The organism is Psychrobacter sp. Pi2-52 (assembly GCF_904846705.1).
GTDB lineage: Bacteria > Pseudomonadota > Gammaproteobacteria > Pseudomonadales > Moraxellaceae > Psychrobacter.
On sequence record NZ_CAJHBS010000019.1, the window covers coordinates 49,806 to 66,328 of the forward strand.

Genomic DNA, 16,523 nt, shown 5'->3' on the forward strand with positions numbered 1-16,523 from the left:
AACTTACTGGCGGATTAAACGGCTTGGCTTAGGCAATAGACTGATATCACTAACACGGCATGGATTGATATCGATACCACCGCGGCGCGTGTACCACGCCCGTACCATTAGCTCACTTGGCTGATAGTATTGGCTCAAATCAGCAAATATCTGCTCAACACACTGCTCATGAAAACCATTGTGCTGACGGAAGCTCAATATATAACGCAGCATATTTGCATTATTAAAAAGCTTATCAGTCGTAATCGATACGGCCAACGTACCCCAATCTGGTTGATTGGTCACTGGGCAGTTACTGCGCAGTAGATTGGAATAAAAGGTATACGGCTGCGTACCATCATTTACCATGCTTTCACTACTCGCCTCTATTGCTTCGCTAGCACTTAGCAATGACGTATCAGGATGTTCAGTCAACGCAACTTTGTCCGTGTTTCCTGCTAGTGCCTCATCAATACAAACACCCTCAGGCTGAGCGATCAATAACGCTGTTCCGTTACCATCTAGATCATCATTTAAGCGAAATAACGCTACCTGTACATCTGTTTGCAAACAAGCTGACAAGTCTTTCGCAATCAACGCTTGTACGTCATTCCAACTGGCAAACTCGGTAAAGTTAATGCTATTCAAATACAACTTAAGCGATTTTGACTCTACGATAAACGGTGAGCTGGCAGGAATACTAAAGCGTGCAATCGCTACTTGCGAGATACCTTGCGGATTTAACCAAGATATCTCAAAGGCCTGCCACCAATCGACACCAACGGCTAGCTTGTCATCTTGCCAACCAATCGCATCACGTCCCATGCTGCGCGCAATCGGATATAGCGTCTCTGGGCTATACTCAGTTGGATAGTCTGTGGTTTGCTCACCCAAGATACCGTGAATACTCATCTGTCTTCCTAATATTAAACCGTTTAAAATTTACTCTAAAATAATAATATGCTTAGCGAATAATACACACTACAAACGTACACGTGAACCGTTACTTAGCAAGCGATAAGCGATGGTATAAAATATCGCACAAAACACAAAAATAGCCGCCATTGAATACCAAACATTGACATCAGAATATCCAAGAATACCGTAACGGAATGAGTTGACCATATAGACGATAGGGTTCAGTAGCGAGATATTTTGCCAAAATGGCGATAAATTCTCCATTGAATAAAACACACCACCAAGATAGGTTAGCGGAGTCAGTACAAAGCTTGGGATAATAGAGATATCATCAAATGAGCGTGCAAATACCGCATTGATAAAACCGCCCAATGAAAACAAGATAGACGTACCAAGTACCGTAAATACGGTCACAAATAAATGCTCGATACCCAGATCGGTAAAGAAGAGCGCCACTATCGAGACAATCACACCAATAGCCAGTCCACGGAAGATACCACCACTGATATAACCCATCAAAATAGCATGCTTTGATACTGGCGAGACCAAAAGCTCTTCGATACTAGACGTGAACTTAGCACTAAAAAAGCTTGAGACCACGTTAGAGTAACTGTTGGTAATGATCGACATCATGATCAAACCAGGCACGATAAACTGCATGTATGGCACGCCGCCCATCTCACCCACGCGCGAGCCAATCATCTTACCAAAGATGACAAAATACAAACTCATCGTGATAACTGGCGGTAACAACGTCTGCGGCCAGATACGTAAAATACGGCGCACTTCTTTGAACCAAATAGTACGAAACGCAATCCACTTCTTACTCAATGACATTGTTTTATTATGATCGACTAGTTCCTGACTCATAATCCCGCCTCCTTCATGCTATCTGCACTCTGAATGTTTTTGTCTACCAAGCGCATAAATAACTCTTCTAGTCGGTTGGCTTTATTGCGCATACTTGCCACACTGATACCTTTATCAGACAACTGATCAAAGACACCGTTTAGTGACTCACCTTCTGTCAAGGTAACTTCTAGCGTTTGCTCATCTGGTTGCGAGACCCCTGTGACTCCTGTTAGAGCCAACTGCTCAGTGAGCGGCGTATCCAAATCAAATACAAACGTCTCTACCGACAACTGCGCCAGTAGCTCTTTCATTTCCGTATTGATTCGAATTTCACCATGATCCAAGATCGCAATGCGTTTACATAATTGCTCAGCTTCTTCGAGATAATGAGTCGTCAGAATAATAGTGGTGTTTTCTTCGATATTAATCTGCTGCATAAATTCCCACATCGAGCGGCGAAGCTCGATATCGACACCCGCCGTTGGCTCATCTAGAATCAATAGTTTTGGTTTGTGAATTAAGGCACGGGCAATCATCAAGCGGCGTTTCATACCACCAGATAGCTCACGTGATTTACTGTCGCGTTTATCCCATAGTCCCAACGCTGTTAATAGTCTCTTTGCGCGTGGTTTGGCTTCTTTTGCCGGAATACCAAAATAACCCGCTTGCGTAATCAAGATATCTTCGACTTTTTCGAACATATTAAAGTTAAATTCTTGCGGTACGACACCAAGGTATTGCTTGGCAATCGAAGGGTTCTCTAGTAGATCTGTGCCGAAAATATGGACGCTACCGGTGGTTGGCTTAAACAATGAGCTAATAATACCAATCATGGTAGATTTACCTGCGCCGTTTGGCCCAAGTAACGCAAAGAAACCACCTTGTGGTACCGTTAAATCAACCCCTTTTAATGCCGAAAACCCATTGTCGTAGGTTTTGGATAGGTTTTTTATGGAGAGTGCTGGTGCATCAGACATGAAGACCTCTTTATTTGTTATCAATTTATATAAAATGCGATTTTAGAATAATAGGCCGTGTTGAACATTCGACTATCATTATCATATAGGCAAAAGCCGTATAAGAATGTTCAACACACTCTACTATCTAAAGGTGACAATGTACGGTAATAAACGAACTAATCTCATAAAATGAGGCTACTCATGGCGAATTTCAACTGCCTTATATTCGAAGTACCGTATTAATAATACTCATCATGAAAAAGCGCCTATCTCATCACTGAAATAGGCGCTTTATAGATAACTATCGTAAAAGCTTGGAAGGTAATCAACAAAGATTAGCTTGCTTCTGCGACCATATAATCTACGGCATTTTGAACTTCTTCATCAGGAATATCCGCGCCACCTTTAGCAGGCATCGCATTGAAACCATTGATAGCATGGGTATATAGCGTATCTTTACCTTTTGCAATACGTGGACCCCAAGCGCCAGCATCACCAAAGATAGGAGAGCCTAGCAAGCCTGCTGTATGACAAGTATGACATACGGCGTTATATACCGCTTTACCGTCACGAGGACCGTCGCCAGCAGCTGGGCCAGATGAGCGTGCTGTTACATCACAAGCTTCACCATCTTCAAAACAGATATTGGCAACAGGCTGGATACGCGCAATCAGATTAGGATACAAAGCAATTAGCTTCTGTACTTGCGGCGTATCTTGTGGAATTGGCTCTTCATCAGCGGCAGGCGCTGCAGCGGCAGTTTCTTCGCCTTCTGCTGGAGCGGCTTCGTCAGTGGGCGCAGCACCATCTGTCGTATCTGCAGCAGCTTGGGTATCGTCACCTAGCGTTTCAGGAGCAGCTTCTACGACCTCTTGGCCTTCTGCTACGTCTGACGCAGTTACAGGAGTGTCTACAACATCTTCAGCTTGGCTCACCGCGATACTAGCGATTCCTAGAATGGCAGCTGCCGATAACATAACTACTTTTCTCATTCGTCACGTTCTCTTATTACGTATACAAGGACTAGCACGGCTCGGACATTCTGTCTGTCCTCCTTTGACGACCTCTAAGTCTTCAATAGCAGACAGCCATCCCGCGTGCCAGCGCACTTGCAATCGGTGATTATAAATATGAATTCTCCCCAACATTATAAGGGAAAAGGCAGGTAAATTGCCATGCTTGTTTAATGACTTGGCTGTTTTTTCTTAAAAAACCTCAATCGCGACTGTCATTTATTGGCTTTATGCTTTTTATTTGTTAGACTAAGCGGTCTTTATTTCTAGACACCTTATGCTAATTATCATGCGCATCTAAGCGTGACAGTCAGACATATCGTTATCATATGCGCTCGTAGCTCAGTTGGATAGAGTATCGGTCTCCGAAGCCGAGGGTCGTGGGTTCGATTCCCGCCGAGCGCACCAATCATCATACTTAGTCCTTCCTTAGCGTTACCAAAAACCTCTAAAACCCTTTATAACCATCATTTTATGTCTTTTGATATAACTTGTCATTACCTAGTAGCACCTATAGAATGTTGTACATATTGTTGTACACACACAACATTACTATTCTATGGCTCTCAGAGGTGTGGTGATGAATAAGCGCAAAAACTATCTACTAACTGATAATGGTGTAAAAGCAATAGCCAAACAGTCAGCACCTACTAAACGCACCAGACATAGTGACGGTGATAGCCTCTCCCTAATTCATGACCCCAAAGGCTCGCTTTATTGGGTAATGTCTTATCGCTACCAATCTGACAAAGATATTGAGCCAAAACAAAAAACTTATCATATAGGTACTTATAAGCCCTCTTCACAAGTAATAGACACCAATTTCAAGCCCGAAGTTTCTTTGAAACAAGCAAGGCTTGCGCGTGACAGTGCCAAAAAACTACTTAACGATGGTATCGATCCCAACGAGCATAAGAATAGACATAAAAATAGCTACGAACAGAAAGATTTATTTAAATTCATAGCTAAAAACTATATGTCAGAAAAATCAAAAACTACATCAAAGAATGTGCAAAAGCTGCAAGGGTTTCTAGATAATCATATTCTAAAGCACATAGGTGAATATCCTATTGGTGCAATCACAGCGCAAGATATTATCAAGACAGGACTTGCCATTCAAACTACTTTTGAACAGCAAGGCAAACATACCTCAGAAACCGCTCATAAATGTATGGGACTTATCAGCTCAATCTTTGATTATGCTATCAATACGCTAGGTCATGACATTGTTAACATTGCCAGCGGACGTAATAAAGCGTTACGACCTCACAAAGCTGAGCGTATGAAAGCTGTTGAGCAGCATCAATTCCCTGAACTACTTCGAAATATTGATAGCTATATAGAAAAGCATCCTAATGGGCATCAACAGACGGTTGCTGGCTTACAGCTAATGACGCTATGTTTTGTTAGGACTAAAGAATTGAGGTTTTTTGAGTGGTCAGAAATTGATTATCATAAAAGCGTTTGGCGTGTACCAGCTCATAAAATGAAAATGCGTCAAGATCACATTATTCCGCTGTCATCCCAAGCAATGGCAATTATTGAAAGCTTAAGGCCACTGACAGAAAGTACTGGCTATGTGTTCTATAACTTTGAGTCAAATAAGCCATATAGTGAAGCATGGTTCAATCAGGCGTTGAATAGAATGGGCTATAGTGGAGATCCCTACCCTAAAATGACAGGTCATGGATTTAGACAGCTTGCCAGCACTGGCTTATACGAACTACAATTTTCCGAAAGCATTATCGAAATACAATTAGCACACCTTGAGCAATCGAGCGTTAAAAAGCGTTATGATCTGTCAGCACACTTAGCCCAACGTCAAGTAATGATGAATAAATGGGCGAACCATTTAGATGACTTGCGAGCTGGCAAGGCGGTCAGCTTTGACTTACTGACCCCTAATGAACTCGCCAAAGAAATGGATAGCCGTAACGAGCAAGCCACTGATATAGCGCTGCATGATAAAGATATATTGATAAACAGCTTACGGGCACAAGGCGTATCTCAACAGGTATTAGCCAGACTTGCCGAGCAACTTTAACAACACCGATTTACTAATTATCGTCAGCATTAGGCTGGCAAGCTAATATTGATAGCGTTAATCGCTGTCATAATCGATTGCAAGGCTAGGATTAATTACCCGAACGACAGCTATTCACACCTTTATGCTGTCACTGCCTTGCACCTACTTTAATTTAAAGGTGTAAGGGTGTGAGTGTGCGGTCATTAAACGATAAAGTTATTTTGAGTAGTGAAAATCAATACATCAGCTTTAGAGATTTTTTGTTTCATTTATCAAGCAGTAATAACGAAACTATATATAGCATTATTAATTTTTTACTTTCTCAAAAAATAGAAAAATTGACAGTTATTCGTCTCAACAATCACTATTCGCAAACTAGAAAGCCGTACAATACTTTGCCAGTAGCAGTAAATAACTCTATTCCAGATACGCAATTTACTCGCTATTTAAAGGCTATTCAAGAAGTGCTGGTATTCCCTTGTGATATGTGGATATTCGAGGATATGAATGATTTTAATTTTTGCACACCGACAGCTGAAGACCAGCTAAAAAATATATTTAACCAGTACTCTAGCTCAGGCTTGATAGTATCGGAACTCATAGACTTTAAACCATTAGATGACTTATTGCATTTTGATAGCGAGAATATTAGTGAGGAAAGCCCAAGCAGTGACACTAATATTGTCGTAAATAACAATAGTCTAGCTAGCTATCTACCTGAGTACACTTTGCCACAAGTGGTGGCCTTAATTTTAAAAATCGATTTCAGTGACATAACTATTCATGAGAATAATAGTTATATTAATAATCAGTCTAAATACCCTGATAGCTACTATCATAAGTTTGAAAACCTATTACAGTCCTATACAGCAGCAGCACGCAACCATCAACCAAGTGGAATTAATCTAGTTATCGCTAATACCGAAATTTTTAATGGCTCTTCCAAATCTTACGTCAATCTTGAAGAGACCACTATTAGTAGAGGAAATCTTTCAGATTATTTCTCTACAATAGGATATAAGTTGAACAATCTAATCCTCATGCAAGAGAAACTTCATTCTGTGTTTGAAGAGCAGGAAGCCCTAGACTATCGAGAGCGCATAGCTGAACTTGAACAAGAATTAGGAGATGAAAAGACTACCAGCAACTTACCAATAGATAATCCAACAGTAGCTCATAGCGATCCTCAGACTAATAATTATCTCAGTGAAGAACTGGCTGCTGCTAACGCTAAGATCATTCAGCAAGAAGAAGATATAAATAGACTCAATGACGAGTTAAGTAAGCAAGCAAATGAACTAACTGACGAGCATTTGTACGACTGGCAAGCAATGAACCAATATACCTACCCTCCTGAACTTCATTTAGCTATAACAATATGGAAAAAGAGCTATATATTAAATGAGATAGACAACCGACACATAACAGATCACTCTCAACGATTTGATATTATTGCTAAAAAAATAGGGTTAGATAAAACCATTCATGGTGCAGCATTAATCAGTAGGTTAAGTAAAATAACTAACCCTCAAATTAACAAACAGAAAGGCGACATTGAAAACTTAAAAGCTATTAAAGGTTTAAATATAAAAGATTAGATGACATCAACCTCAAAGGGTAACCCTTGACCGTAACCCATTGTTTAGAGGGTAACCCTTTGCAGTAACCCCACTACTACCCATTAGTATCACTTTATAGCAGGGCATTACCGCCCATTCCTTAAACCGCTATGGAGTGAACTATCATGACCCTAATTGACCAGTATCTAAGAATGGCAGATCTTGCCAATCAACCTGAGCGTAAAGCCAAAACTTATACCACTAAATCAAATCAACAGCGCACTGTCACAGCCAAAGCTGCCACACGTGGTATCACAGGTTTTAGTGCTAAGCATATCTATCATTTAATCAATCAAAATCAATTCCCAGCACCCGTTAAAATCGGACGGGCTAGTCTATGGCGCCTATCTGAAATCAATAGTTGGGTAGAAAGCCATACCCAGCCAGCAGACGACCATGCCACTGCTAACACGCAAGAAAGGGTTTAATATGGAGGTCTCAGCGAACGCACCCGTTACCAATGAGCAAGCACCTAAGACCCAAATAGAGACTGTTAGAGCGCATCTAATGACAGGAGCAACTATCACCACATGGGACGCTTATCGCCTTTATCAAATCACATGTCTAGCTCAGCGCATACATGATTTACGAACGGCAGGGCTAATAATCCAAAGTGAAATGGTTAAACATAACAACAAGTGGTTTTCTGTTTATTGGCTTGATGAAGCAACCTTACCTAAAAGCGAACTATATAACAGTGAGGTGACTCCATGAGCAGTAGTGACCTTAAAACTAACCCAAAGCCTCAGCATAGAGCTTACAGTCACAAGCAGACTAGCAAATATAGCTTACTGGTCAGGTTTATTATCCTTGTGCCATTGGTAGTAGGCATAGTATTACTTACATTATTAGTGGCCTACCATCAGGATGAAATTATAATCTTCGTTGTAAAGGTGGGTAGCTGATGAAAACTTACCTACAGCCAAAGCAAAGCCGTAATAACTCTAGGCGTAAAAGCTACTTTAGGAGATATAGAACCATACACGAGCCAAGTCAGGCGCGAGCAAGGGGGAACAGATGACTATTACAGACAAAACAAAGCCCCAAGCTGATGACAAGGGGCTAAGCAATTTACTAGGCACTTCAAAACGACTTACTGATGAAATTATAGCAGATGATGAAACAATAGCTAGCCTGATAGCACTAGGTCAAGGCGATAAGCTAAGGCAGTTTTCTGATACGTTCACCATTCATAATGGCGATAGAAAAAGCGAGATAATAAATACCGCTGGAAAAGTGGCTATGATATTAAGCGATAACTTGCATCAGCCAGCCAACATAGGTATTTATAAGCCTAATAGTGATGAACCTATAGAAGTAACAGACCCTAGCCAGCCCAGTGCTTTTATTATTGGAAGTCTTAACCTAGATAGCGACTGGTATGCAGTAAATAACCTAGCTGATGGTATAGAGTTATACAGGCAGTTAATAAGCCAAAGGCTAAACATTACTATTTTAGTCAGTGTTAACCCTTTCAACTTTAATAGCATGGTCAGGCATTTTGCAGAGGTTAAGCAAATTATTGTATTGGCTACCCTAGATCAAAAAGATAAGCTAACTAAGCCGTTACTAGCGGTAAACGTCAAAGCCATAATAACGACTTTTGACTTGCTGCTATTGTTTGATAATAACCAGACGCTTGCTGATGTGCTAAGCGACCCTGATACAATCACAAAAGACTTACTAGCTGATGCATGGGGGCAATTAGGCAATATAGCAGATCAAGCCAGCAAAGCTACACGCTATCCAGTAGAGGCGTGGGGAAACGAGGGTGAGATACTAAGAGATACTTTAACAGCTATTACTTATCATTCACAAGTACCGCCAGCTATGGCAGGTCAATGCATGCTAGGGGCTTTAGGTACTATTGTTCAACAATATATAAACGCCCCTTATGCCTTGGGTGATAAGTTTATGCCAGCCTCACTATTTTTACTAACTGAGGCAGAAAGCGGAGGCGGTAAAAGTAGGACAGTAGACTTTACCCATAAAGAGCTTTTCAATTATCAAAATGAGAAAAGGAAAGAATACAGGTTATTGCTAGATGAATGGTTAGCACAAAAAGCCAGTACACCTAAGAAAGATTTAGAACGATGGTTACTTGAAAACCCCAAACCTAAGCAATCCATACTTTTAGTAAAGTCTGGCACTATCCAAGGCTTTTTAGACAATATGCTGATCGGTAATACTACAGATATAGCATGGTCAACCGCTGAGGCTGCATTATTTTTAAGCGGTCATAGCTTAACTAGTGACACGGCAAAGAGTAACATTAGCCAGATATGTGATATATGGAGTAGTGGTTCGTTTGATCGGCTGCTATCGCCTCGCTATGACACCATAGAGCAAAACAGCATGAATGGGGTTAGGTTTACTTTAGACTTGCAAGGACAACCACCAGTAGTAGCACCAGCGTTAAATGATGAGGCTATGAACGGTCAAGGTTTACTCCCTCGCTTTTTGTTCGCCTTTCCTGACAACATGAACGGTAAAATCGTTTATAACACTGATGAGAGACTAGACGCTAAACCAGAGAAAGACCCAAGATTACAAGCCTACTGGCAACGGTGCAGATCATTATTTGATCCTATTGCTGATAGTATCGATAAAGATAGCGAGGGTAATATTGTTCGCTTTAATATGCCCTTTAAGGATAGACAGGCAAGGCAAGCATTAGCCAACTATCAAACCGATAAAGAAAGCCAGTTATGTAAAGGCGGTAAATTGGAGAAATACGCAAGCTATGCCAGACGCTTACATGAAAATGCTAGCCGTATCGCCTCAATACTCGCTTACTTTGATGGTAGGCGCGTTATATCAGCTGATGACATACATAGAGCCTCATTACTGACTGATTATTCAATAAGCGAACGTATGCGATACACTGACAAGCCCCAATCTGGTGACAATGATGCTCAAAAGCTAATCAGCTGGCTAGTGAGTTACTGCAAGAAGCGATCAATTAAAGAGCTGGCTTATTCAATGGCTCAAAGCAAAGTAACCCCTAAGCACTTACGGCAAAAACATAACTTTGAATTACTGACTGAGGTATTAGAAAGCGAGGGTTATATTAAGATCATAACCAATGGCAGGGCTAGAACCATACAGGTAAGACCTGAGTTGTTAGAGGCTAGATAAGGGAAAACTAGGAAAATAGGAAAACGATAGCTAGAACGATTGCTATACCTACCCTAGCCATCTTTCCTACAAGTCAACTCATTAGGCAAGTAGGAAAAGTAAAAGGCTCAAGAGCTACTAACTTTCCTTACTTGCCTTCTTGCTTTCGTAAGGGAAAACACTACAAGCCATACATATCAAAGATTTGATAACTTACTTTCCTACTTTCCTTACTTTCCTATATAGATATTGAATACTTATAAATTACGTTTTAATATACTTTAAGGTCTAAGAATCAGTTTAGCCCCTTACATCCTAGGATAATAAACATGTATGCAGAAAGAGAACCAGCTGACGTTAATACAGGTGAAGAGTTAACTAATCAGCAAATTGTAGAGATATTCAAATGCGGTAACCAGAGTATATAATCAAAGTATTTTATCCAGCTCAATCAGTTTGAGTTGTTGATCAGCATCTTCATCTCCGTTCTTAGACCTATAGACTAAAATCTTATAATCTCTATTTTTAGATTCCACATCTTTTGCATTTTCATAGTCATAGCTTACTTGCTCATTAGATCTGTTATGTAACTCTAGAACGTCTATAAGCGTGGATGGATAGCTATATGTTGAACTAAGCAACCCCAGGACGTGAATTCTCTTCAAAATTTCAAGGGCGGATAAATCACCCATATCAAGCCTAGATATTAGCGTATAACAATTCATATGTTGATAGTCACACTTACTAGGATCTGAATATTCTTTGAGTAGATCTTCATTTGATCGTTTATTCATATAGTTCTCAGACTTATATATTAATTCAAAATTCGCGTTTTTGGGGGAGATTCAATTTTTGTTAACCGTTAAGATATTGGTTATAGACAGTAAGCAACTGGCTATATGAAATAAACTAAACCTTTAATGGAGTAATAACTATGAAAGTTTATATGAATAATGGCGGTCAAGGTGCAGGCTGGCCGAGCACAACAGGCAACCCATCAGGTGGTGGTCGCGATAATAATCCATCAGGAAAATAGGTAGTTAGCTGATAATTACCAGCTATATTCAAGCCACATATTCAATACGTGTGGCTTGCTTCTTTAAATAATCCGGCCATTCGACCCGTGGATTGTTTACATGCTCACTGATCATCTTCTCGTACTTAGCCGTCATTGATTCCCACAATCCATAATACTCATCACAGATAAAACAATGTTGCTCTTTGGTCTGCTTGTTGAGCTTATCCGTGTGCTCATAAATACTTTGAAAGAAAGCATATATGAACCAAGTCATGCTTTCAGCAGTAGGAGGAAGTCCACCAAGTTCATTTATATCTTCATTTTTTATATATCTGACAAACGATTTCCGGAAACTAACTAATGCTTTGTCAGGCTCATCTTCTAGAGACTCTTCCATACCTAATAACCAGTAAAATTCTTCAAGACTAATCCAGTTTCTCTTACTATCACGTTCGCTTTTTCTATCTAAAAAACTATACAGCTGACCATCTTCATCATCCGTTCTCCAATTAATCTCATTTCGAAGACCATAATGACCTTTTGGCATTTCTTTAGGTTTCGGATTTTTACGGACTTGTTTAGTTTTCTCGCCACTATAGAAATAAAGGTCGGTTAATATAAAATGTATGAATGAGCGTGATGTACAAGTGAAAGGGTTACCATTTCTGTTAGTTATCTTGTATTTTTTAGTTGTTGTGTCATATTCCCATTTATCTGGATCTCGTTTGTGCATAAACAACCAGCCCAAACTAATTGGCTTAATATCTTTTGAATAAAAAGCTGCATGAACCAGAGCATCAAGATTAGCAATAAAACTAAGCACTATAAACGAATAGAAGTTTCCTACTGGCATGCTTATATTAAGCACCTCATCTTCGTAATTAAAAGTCTTAGATAAGTAAGTCTTAAAATTTACAATAAGCTTACTATTAAACTTCTGACTCAAACAGTCATCTACAATCTTGGCATGCTCAAGTAAGTGGGGTGATTTTTCAGCACCAAGCAGCGTACGTACTAATGACTCGTAAGGATGTTTGGATAGCTCTCCTTCTTCTAAGTTTATATCTTCTGGTTTAATACTTCCTTCTTCCTGCGTTGTAGCTATATTATCAAATATATCTGCGATCTGTACTTTCCGCTTTCTAGGTACTTTAGACAGTTCTTTGGTCAACTTTCTCATTAAAGCTTTGCCTTCAGGCATACCTTTCTTCAAAAGAAGCAAGGACGGGAACATACTGAAGTTATAACGCAGCTTTTCGTCTTCAGTATCACAAAGGTTAATATTCTTATCTGTCATGCCATGTACCCTTTATTCTCTGTATAACCTATCCTAAAACTTCATCACTCAACTTGGTATCAAGCATCAATCGAATAAACTGCTTAAACTGATTCGGGTTAGACAGTAGATGCATGGTCATGTTTTCAAACGTACCTTTGGCATCAAACATAGCGTCCTCGGCAGCGTTTGGATAACCGCCCAGCATAATCTGATCAACACTGTTATTGGTGAACTGCTTAACCACGATCTCGTTTTCAGTGACTTTATCCCAAATGGTATTCATAAAGTTCACTTTGTCTTTATCGGTAAAGTCCTCACCAGCAAAAACCTCGTTTAATCTATCAATAATCTGTGATAGCAGCGCTTCTTGTTTATCCTTGGGTGTTGCTGTACCCGCTCCACTGCCGCTATCTAGTTGATACTCAGACTTGCCCTCTTGTAGCTTTAAGTCCTGCTGGTGCAGCTTTGAGACGCGGTAATGGCTCATGACGATGTTACTTAGATCAACGTCATCTTCATTGTCCATGCTTTCACGCAGTAGCGGTTGTAGGTTACGCGTGTATAGGCTCAGCTTCTCTAATTCTTTATCGTCATAGTCCACGATTTGCGACATAAACTCATACTGGCGTGTGAAAGTACCTAAGTCCTTTTTGAATATTTCTAGCGCGTCTTGATCGGCCTTAAAACCTTTGTAGTCATTCTCAGCATTGGTCATCAGTACTACATCGCCCGTCGCTTTGGTACGCTCAAGCATCACTTTGGCATGTTGTGCTTGCTCACGTGCCAGCTTGTACTTCTTCTGCCAACGCTCAACTGCTGGCTTGCAGATATTGCTAATGGCCGCGTTAGACTTGTTCTTACTATAAAACGCCTCAACGAATTGTTCTACCTCATGCCATAAGAAAATACCGCTGGCACGCAATCTTTCACAAAGGTCAAATATCTTATCAGGGTCAGACACATCCGCTAAAGTTGCGGTCTCATAGTATGGTTGGAAGGCTTCCAGAATATCGTCAGGATCATTAAAGAAATCGAGCACAAACGTACCGCTCTCTGCTTTGCCTTTATAGGTACGGTTAAGCCGTGAGAGTGTCTGTACGCAGTCCACACCCGTCAGTTTCTTATCAACATACATCGCGCACAGTTTGGGCTGATCAAAGCCTGTCTGGAACTTATTAGCCACCAGCATCACTTGATAGTCGTCACTATCAAAGGCTTTACGTAGATCGCGGCCTTTTAACCCAATATTCATATTATGCTCGGTGAACTTCTCACCAAGTAATGCGCCGCTATCAGGGTCATTGTCATTAAAGGTGACTTCACCTGAGAACGCGACCATGGCGTTGATGTTTCTATAACCGTAATCAGCGATATAGTTATCAAAAGCGATTTTGTAGCGTACTGCTTCCTTACGTGAGCCTGTCACTACCATCGCTTTGGCTTGGCCACCCAGTAAGCCTTTAATATTGTCATTAAAGTGCTCAATGATGATCTTAACCTTCTGCGCGATATTATGCTCATGCAAGCGCACCCAGTTATTGAGCTTAATCTTGGCGCGGCGAGCATCGACCTCATCATCAGCAACGGCCAGCTTTTGCTTAAGCTGATAGACCACTTTGTAGTTGGTGTAGTTTTTAAGCACATCTAAGATGAAGCCTTCTTCAATGGCTTGACGCATTGAATAGACATGATAAGCGGCTGGCAGGTTATCTTTAGAAGCTGGCAAGTCAGGGTTAGGCAGACGGCCAAACAGCTCAATGGTTTTTGGCTTAGGTGTGGCAGTAAAGGCATAGTAGCTGAGGTTGGGACTGCTACGGCGTGCGGCTAACGTAGCGTCCAGTATGTCTTCGCTAGATAGCGGCGCGTCATTCTCAGTAGTATTATTCTCTATATCGCCTGAGACCAATACTTCTTTGAGCTGGCGTGCGGTAGAGCCTGTCTGTGATGAATGTGCTTCATCGGCGATGATGGCATAGCGGCGCGACTTAAGCACACTTGAGTCTTCAATCGCTTTTAGTACAAACGGAAAGGTTTGAATGGTCACGATAATAATCGGCTGTGAGTTCACTAATGCACTGGCAAGCTGCTCAGACTTTGAGCCGTCACTCTCTTTTCTATTGATCTTGCCAACCACGCCATCGGCATGTTCAAACTGATAGATCGTGTCCTGCAATTGATCATCAAGCACGGTACGGTCGGTGATGACAATGACTGAATGAAACTGCTTATCGCCGTCACTGTTGTATAAAGTGGATAGCTGATGGGCAGTCCATGCGATAGAGTTAGATTTACCCGATCCTGCACTATGTTGAATGAGGTACTTTTGACCAGCGCCTTCAGTCACAGCGGCATTGACTAATTTGGTCACTACATCCCACTGATGATAGCGTGGGAACATCATGGTTTCTTTTTTGGACTTGCGCCCAATAGCGTCCTCTTCCTCATCGATCTGCAAGTGCATGAAATGACCGAGGATAGCGAGTAAGTTCTCTGGCGTGAGTACTTCATTCCATAGATAGTCAATGGCATATTGGCTGATATCGTCAGGGGTATCATTACCCGCGCCGCCGTCACTGGTGCCTTTGTTAAACGGCAAGAAATAAGTACTGTCACCTGCCAGCCTAGTGGTCATATAGACTTCATACTGACTAACAGCGAAATGAACCAATGCGCCGCGCTTAAACGTCAGTAGCGGCTCAGGTTTCTTAGTATCAGGGTCTTTAGGCAGGCGTGTCCTCTTATACTGAGTAATAGCATTTTGTACCGCTTGCTTAAACTCAGACTTTAGCTCCATCGTTGTGACGGGCAAGCCATTCACGAATAACACGATATCAATACGGTTACGCTTAGCGACTTTGCCATCAGTACTGTCTTTGACGCTAGTATTAGGGCTATAGACTACTTCAGGGACAACGCGACAGATATTGGCCTCATAGCGTGCCATAGTCTCAGGATTCAGACTGTGCTCAGGCTTAAACTGGCACAAACTAAAACGCGCATTACGAATCTTTAGACCATGACGTAAGACGCCCAATGTGCCATAAGTGCGTGATGCTCTATCAGTAGCGTGCTCATCGGCCTTATTAAGCTGCTTAACCAGCGCGGTGATAAAGTAGCGCTCTGAATCGATAGGAAAGGTACGGCAAAACTTCTCCCACTCTTGCGGCTGGGTCGTCTGCACAAAGTCGAGTACGTCTTGCTCATATAGCGCGGTCTCAGCCGTATAGTCGCTAGGATTGCCCAATTGCCAGCCGTGCGCTTGCATTTGTGTGATGATGTCGGCTTGGAAAGTAGTCTCAAAGGTGACGTTATGTGCGTTGATAGCAGTACTGGTCTGGGTCATAGCATAGTTCTTATTATTGATTTATTTGTGTAGAGGGTTTTTTAAGCACCGAACTTTTAGATAAGCCTCGTCAATACGGTATTTAATGTTGACTAAGTTGTTGATTAGGATTCATCTTACTTTTAGCCTATATCTTGTGGTGCATGACAGGCACTCTACAAGGCTTTAGCCTAGCAAAAAATCTGATAAAATTACAATGCTGGGCTAAAGCCGCAGCCTACGCAAACTAAGGCTCAGCACAAACCTTAGTCAAACTCTCACCAAACACTATTTTATTCAGTTGTTGCCGATAGATATAGGTTTTTTCAGAGTCAGCATGATAAACCTGATCATTGACGCAATTGCCAAAGCCAAAGGTAATCAAGTCAATTTTGGCATACTTGGCAGGATTACTGGCTTT

Annotated in this window: 12 protein-coding genes and 1 tRNA gene; 6 read left to right on the plus strand and 7 right to left on the minus strand. The window is 41.2% G+C overall.

The features are described 5' to 3' along the window. Positions 1 to 3: 3 nt before the first annotated feature. The 4 genes from queF to JMY00_RS10580 form a co-directional block, all read right to left on the minus strand. A complete protein-coding gene (gene queF, locus JMY00_RS10565) occupies positions 4 to 891 on the minus strand; it encodes an NADPH-dependent 7-cyano-7-deazaguanine reductase QueF (RefSeq protein WP_201580116.1) in 888 nt (295 codons plus the stop codon). A gap of 69 nt (positions 892 to 960) precedes the next feature. After that, positions 961 to 1,734, minus strand: a complete 774-nt coding sequence (locus JMY00_RS10570; protein WP_057762348.1) for an ABC transporter permease — start codon at positions 1,732 to 1,734, stop codon at positions 961 to 963. Positions 1,735 to 1,763: 29 nt separating this feature from the next. Further along, positions 1,764 to 2,726 (minus strand): ABC transporter ATP-binding protein, encoded by a 963-nt coding sequence (locus JMY00_RS10575; protein WP_101204942.1) that lies wholly within the window; start codon positions 2,724 to 2,726, stop codon positions 1,764 to 1,766. Positions 2,727 to 3,043: 317 nt separating this feature from the next. Continuing rightward, complete coding sequence (locus JMY00_RS10580; protein ID WP_101204943.1) at positions 3,044 to 3,700, minus strand: c-type cytochrome; 657 nt, start codon at positions 3,698 to 3,700, stop codon at positions 3,044 to 3,046. 352 nt (positions 3,701 to 4,052) lie between these two features. On the opposite strand from JMY00_RS10580, the gene JMY00_RS10585 reads away from it, so the two are divergent. The 6 genes from JMY00_RS10585 (at position 4,053) to JMY00_RS10610 (ending at position 10,504) form a co-directional block, all read left to right on the plus strand. Beyond that, positions 4,053 to 4,129, plus strand: a tRNA-Arg gene (locus JMY00_RS10585). Positions 4,130 to 4,301: 172 nt separating this feature from the next. Continuing rightward, positions 4,302 to 5,765 (plus strand): tyrosine-type recombinase/integrase, encoded by a 1,464-nt coding sequence (locus tag JMY00_RS10590; protein ID WP_201580117.1) that lies wholly within the window; start codon positions 4,302 to 4,304, stop codon positions 5,763 to 5,765. 170 nt (positions 5,766 to 5,935) lie between these two features. Next, positions 5,936 to 7,345 (plus strand): hypothetical protein, encoded by a 1,410-nt coding sequence (locus tag JMY00_RS10595; protein ID WP_201580118.1) that lies wholly within the window; start codon positions 5,936 to 5,938, stop codon positions 7,343 to 7,345. A gap of 146 nt (positions 7,346 to 7,491) precedes the next feature. Then, positions 7,492 to 7,794 carry an AlpA family phage regulatory protein gene (locus JMY00_RS10600; RefSeq protein ID WP_201580119.1) on the plus strand — a complete coding sequence of 101 codons (303 nt, stop codon included), beginning with the start codon at positions 7,492 to 7,494 and terminating at the stop codon, positions 7,792 to 7,794. Further along, positions 7,763 to 8,080: a helix-turn-helix domain-containing protein gene (locus tag JMY00_RS10605; protein ID WP_201580120.1), complete on the plus strand. Its 318-nt coding sequence runs from the start codon at positions 7,763 to 7,765 to the stop codon at positions 8,078 to 8,080. The genes JMY00_RS10600 and JMY00_RS10605 overlap by 32 nt, the downstream gene beginning before the upstream one ends. Before the next feature lie 303 nt (positions 8,081 to 8,383). Next, positions 8,384 to 10,504, plus strand: a complete 2,121-nt coding sequence (locus tag JMY00_RS10610; RefSeq protein ID WP_201580121.1) for a DUF3987 domain-containing protein — start codon at positions 8,384 to 8,386, stop codon at positions 10,502 to 10,504. Positions 10,505 to 10,911: 407 nt separating this feature from the next. Here the strand turns inward: JMY00_RS10610 and JMY00_RS10615 are convergent, their stop codons facing one another. From JMY00_RS10615 to JMY00_RS10625, 3 genes are all read right to left on the minus strand, one after another. Further along, entirely contained in the window at positions 10,912 to 11,175 is a 264-nt protein-coding gene (locus tag JMY00_RS10615; protein ID WP_201580122.1) for a hypothetical protein, read from the minus strand. A 372-nt stretch (positions 11,176 to 11,547) separates the two neighbouring features. Continuing rightward, positions 11,548 to 12,798 (minus strand): hypothetical protein, encoded by a 1,251-nt coding sequence (locus JMY00_RS10620; RefSeq protein ID WP_201580123.1) that lies wholly within the window; start codon positions 12,796 to 12,798, stop codon positions 11,548 to 11,550. A gap of 28 nt (positions 12,799 to 12,826) precedes the next feature. Further along, positions 12,827 to 16,123 carry a type I restriction endonuclease gene (locus JMY00_RS10625; protein WP_201580124.1) on the minus strand — a complete coding sequence of 1,099 codons (3,297 nt, stop codon included), beginning with the start codon at positions 16,121 to 16,123 and terminating at the stop codon, positions 12,827 to 12,829. Positions 16,124 to 16,523 lie beyond the last annotated feature (400 nt).

Excerpts from the sequence above, each read along its gene's own strand:
- queF (WP_201580116.1), bottom strand. The coding sequence starts at position 891 with ATGAGTATTCACGGTATCTTGGGTGAGCAAACCACAGACTATCCAACT.
- JMY00_RS10570 (WP_057762348.1), bottom strand. The coding sequence starts at position 1,734 with ATGTCATTGAGTAAGAAGTGGATTGCGTTTCGTACTATTTGGTTCAAA.
- JMY00_RS10575 (WP_101204942.1), bottom strand. The coding sequence starts at position 2,726 with ATGTCTGATGCACCAGCACTCTCCATAAAAAACCTATCCAAAACCTAC.
- JMY00_RS10580 (WP_101204943.1), bottom strand. The coding sequence starts at position 3,700 with ATGAGAAAAGTAGTTATGTTATCGGCAGCTGCCATTCTAGGAATCGCT.
- JMY00_RS10590 (WP_201580117.1), top strand. The coding sequence starts at position 4,302 with ATGAATAAGCGCAAAAACTATCTACTAACTGATAATGGTGTAAAAGCA.
- JMY00_RS10600 (WP_201580119.1), top strand. The coding sequence starts at position 7,492 with ATGACCCTAATTGACCAGTATCTAAGAATGGCAGATCTTGCCAATCAA.
- JMY00_RS10605 (WP_201580120.1), top strand. The coding sequence starts at position 7,763 with ATGCCACTGCTAACACGCAAGAAAGGGTTTAATATGGAGGTCTCAGCG.
- JMY00_RS10610 (WP_201580121.1), top strand. The coding sequence starts at position 8,384 with ATGACTATTACAGACAAAACAAAGCCCCAAGCTGATGACAAGGGGCTA.
- JMY00_RS10615 (WP_201580122.1), bottom strand. The coding sequence starts at position 11,175 with ATGGGTGATTTATCCGCCCTTGAAATTTTGAAGAGAATTCACGTCCTG.
- JMY00_RS10620 (WP_201580123.1), bottom strand. The coding sequence starts at position 12,798 with ATGACAGATAAGAATATTAACCTTTGTGATACTGAAGACGAAAAGCTG.
- JMY00_RS10625 (WP_201580124.1), bottom strand. The coding sequence starts at position 16,123 with ATGACCCAGACCAGTACTGCTATCAACGCACATAACGTCACCTTTGAG.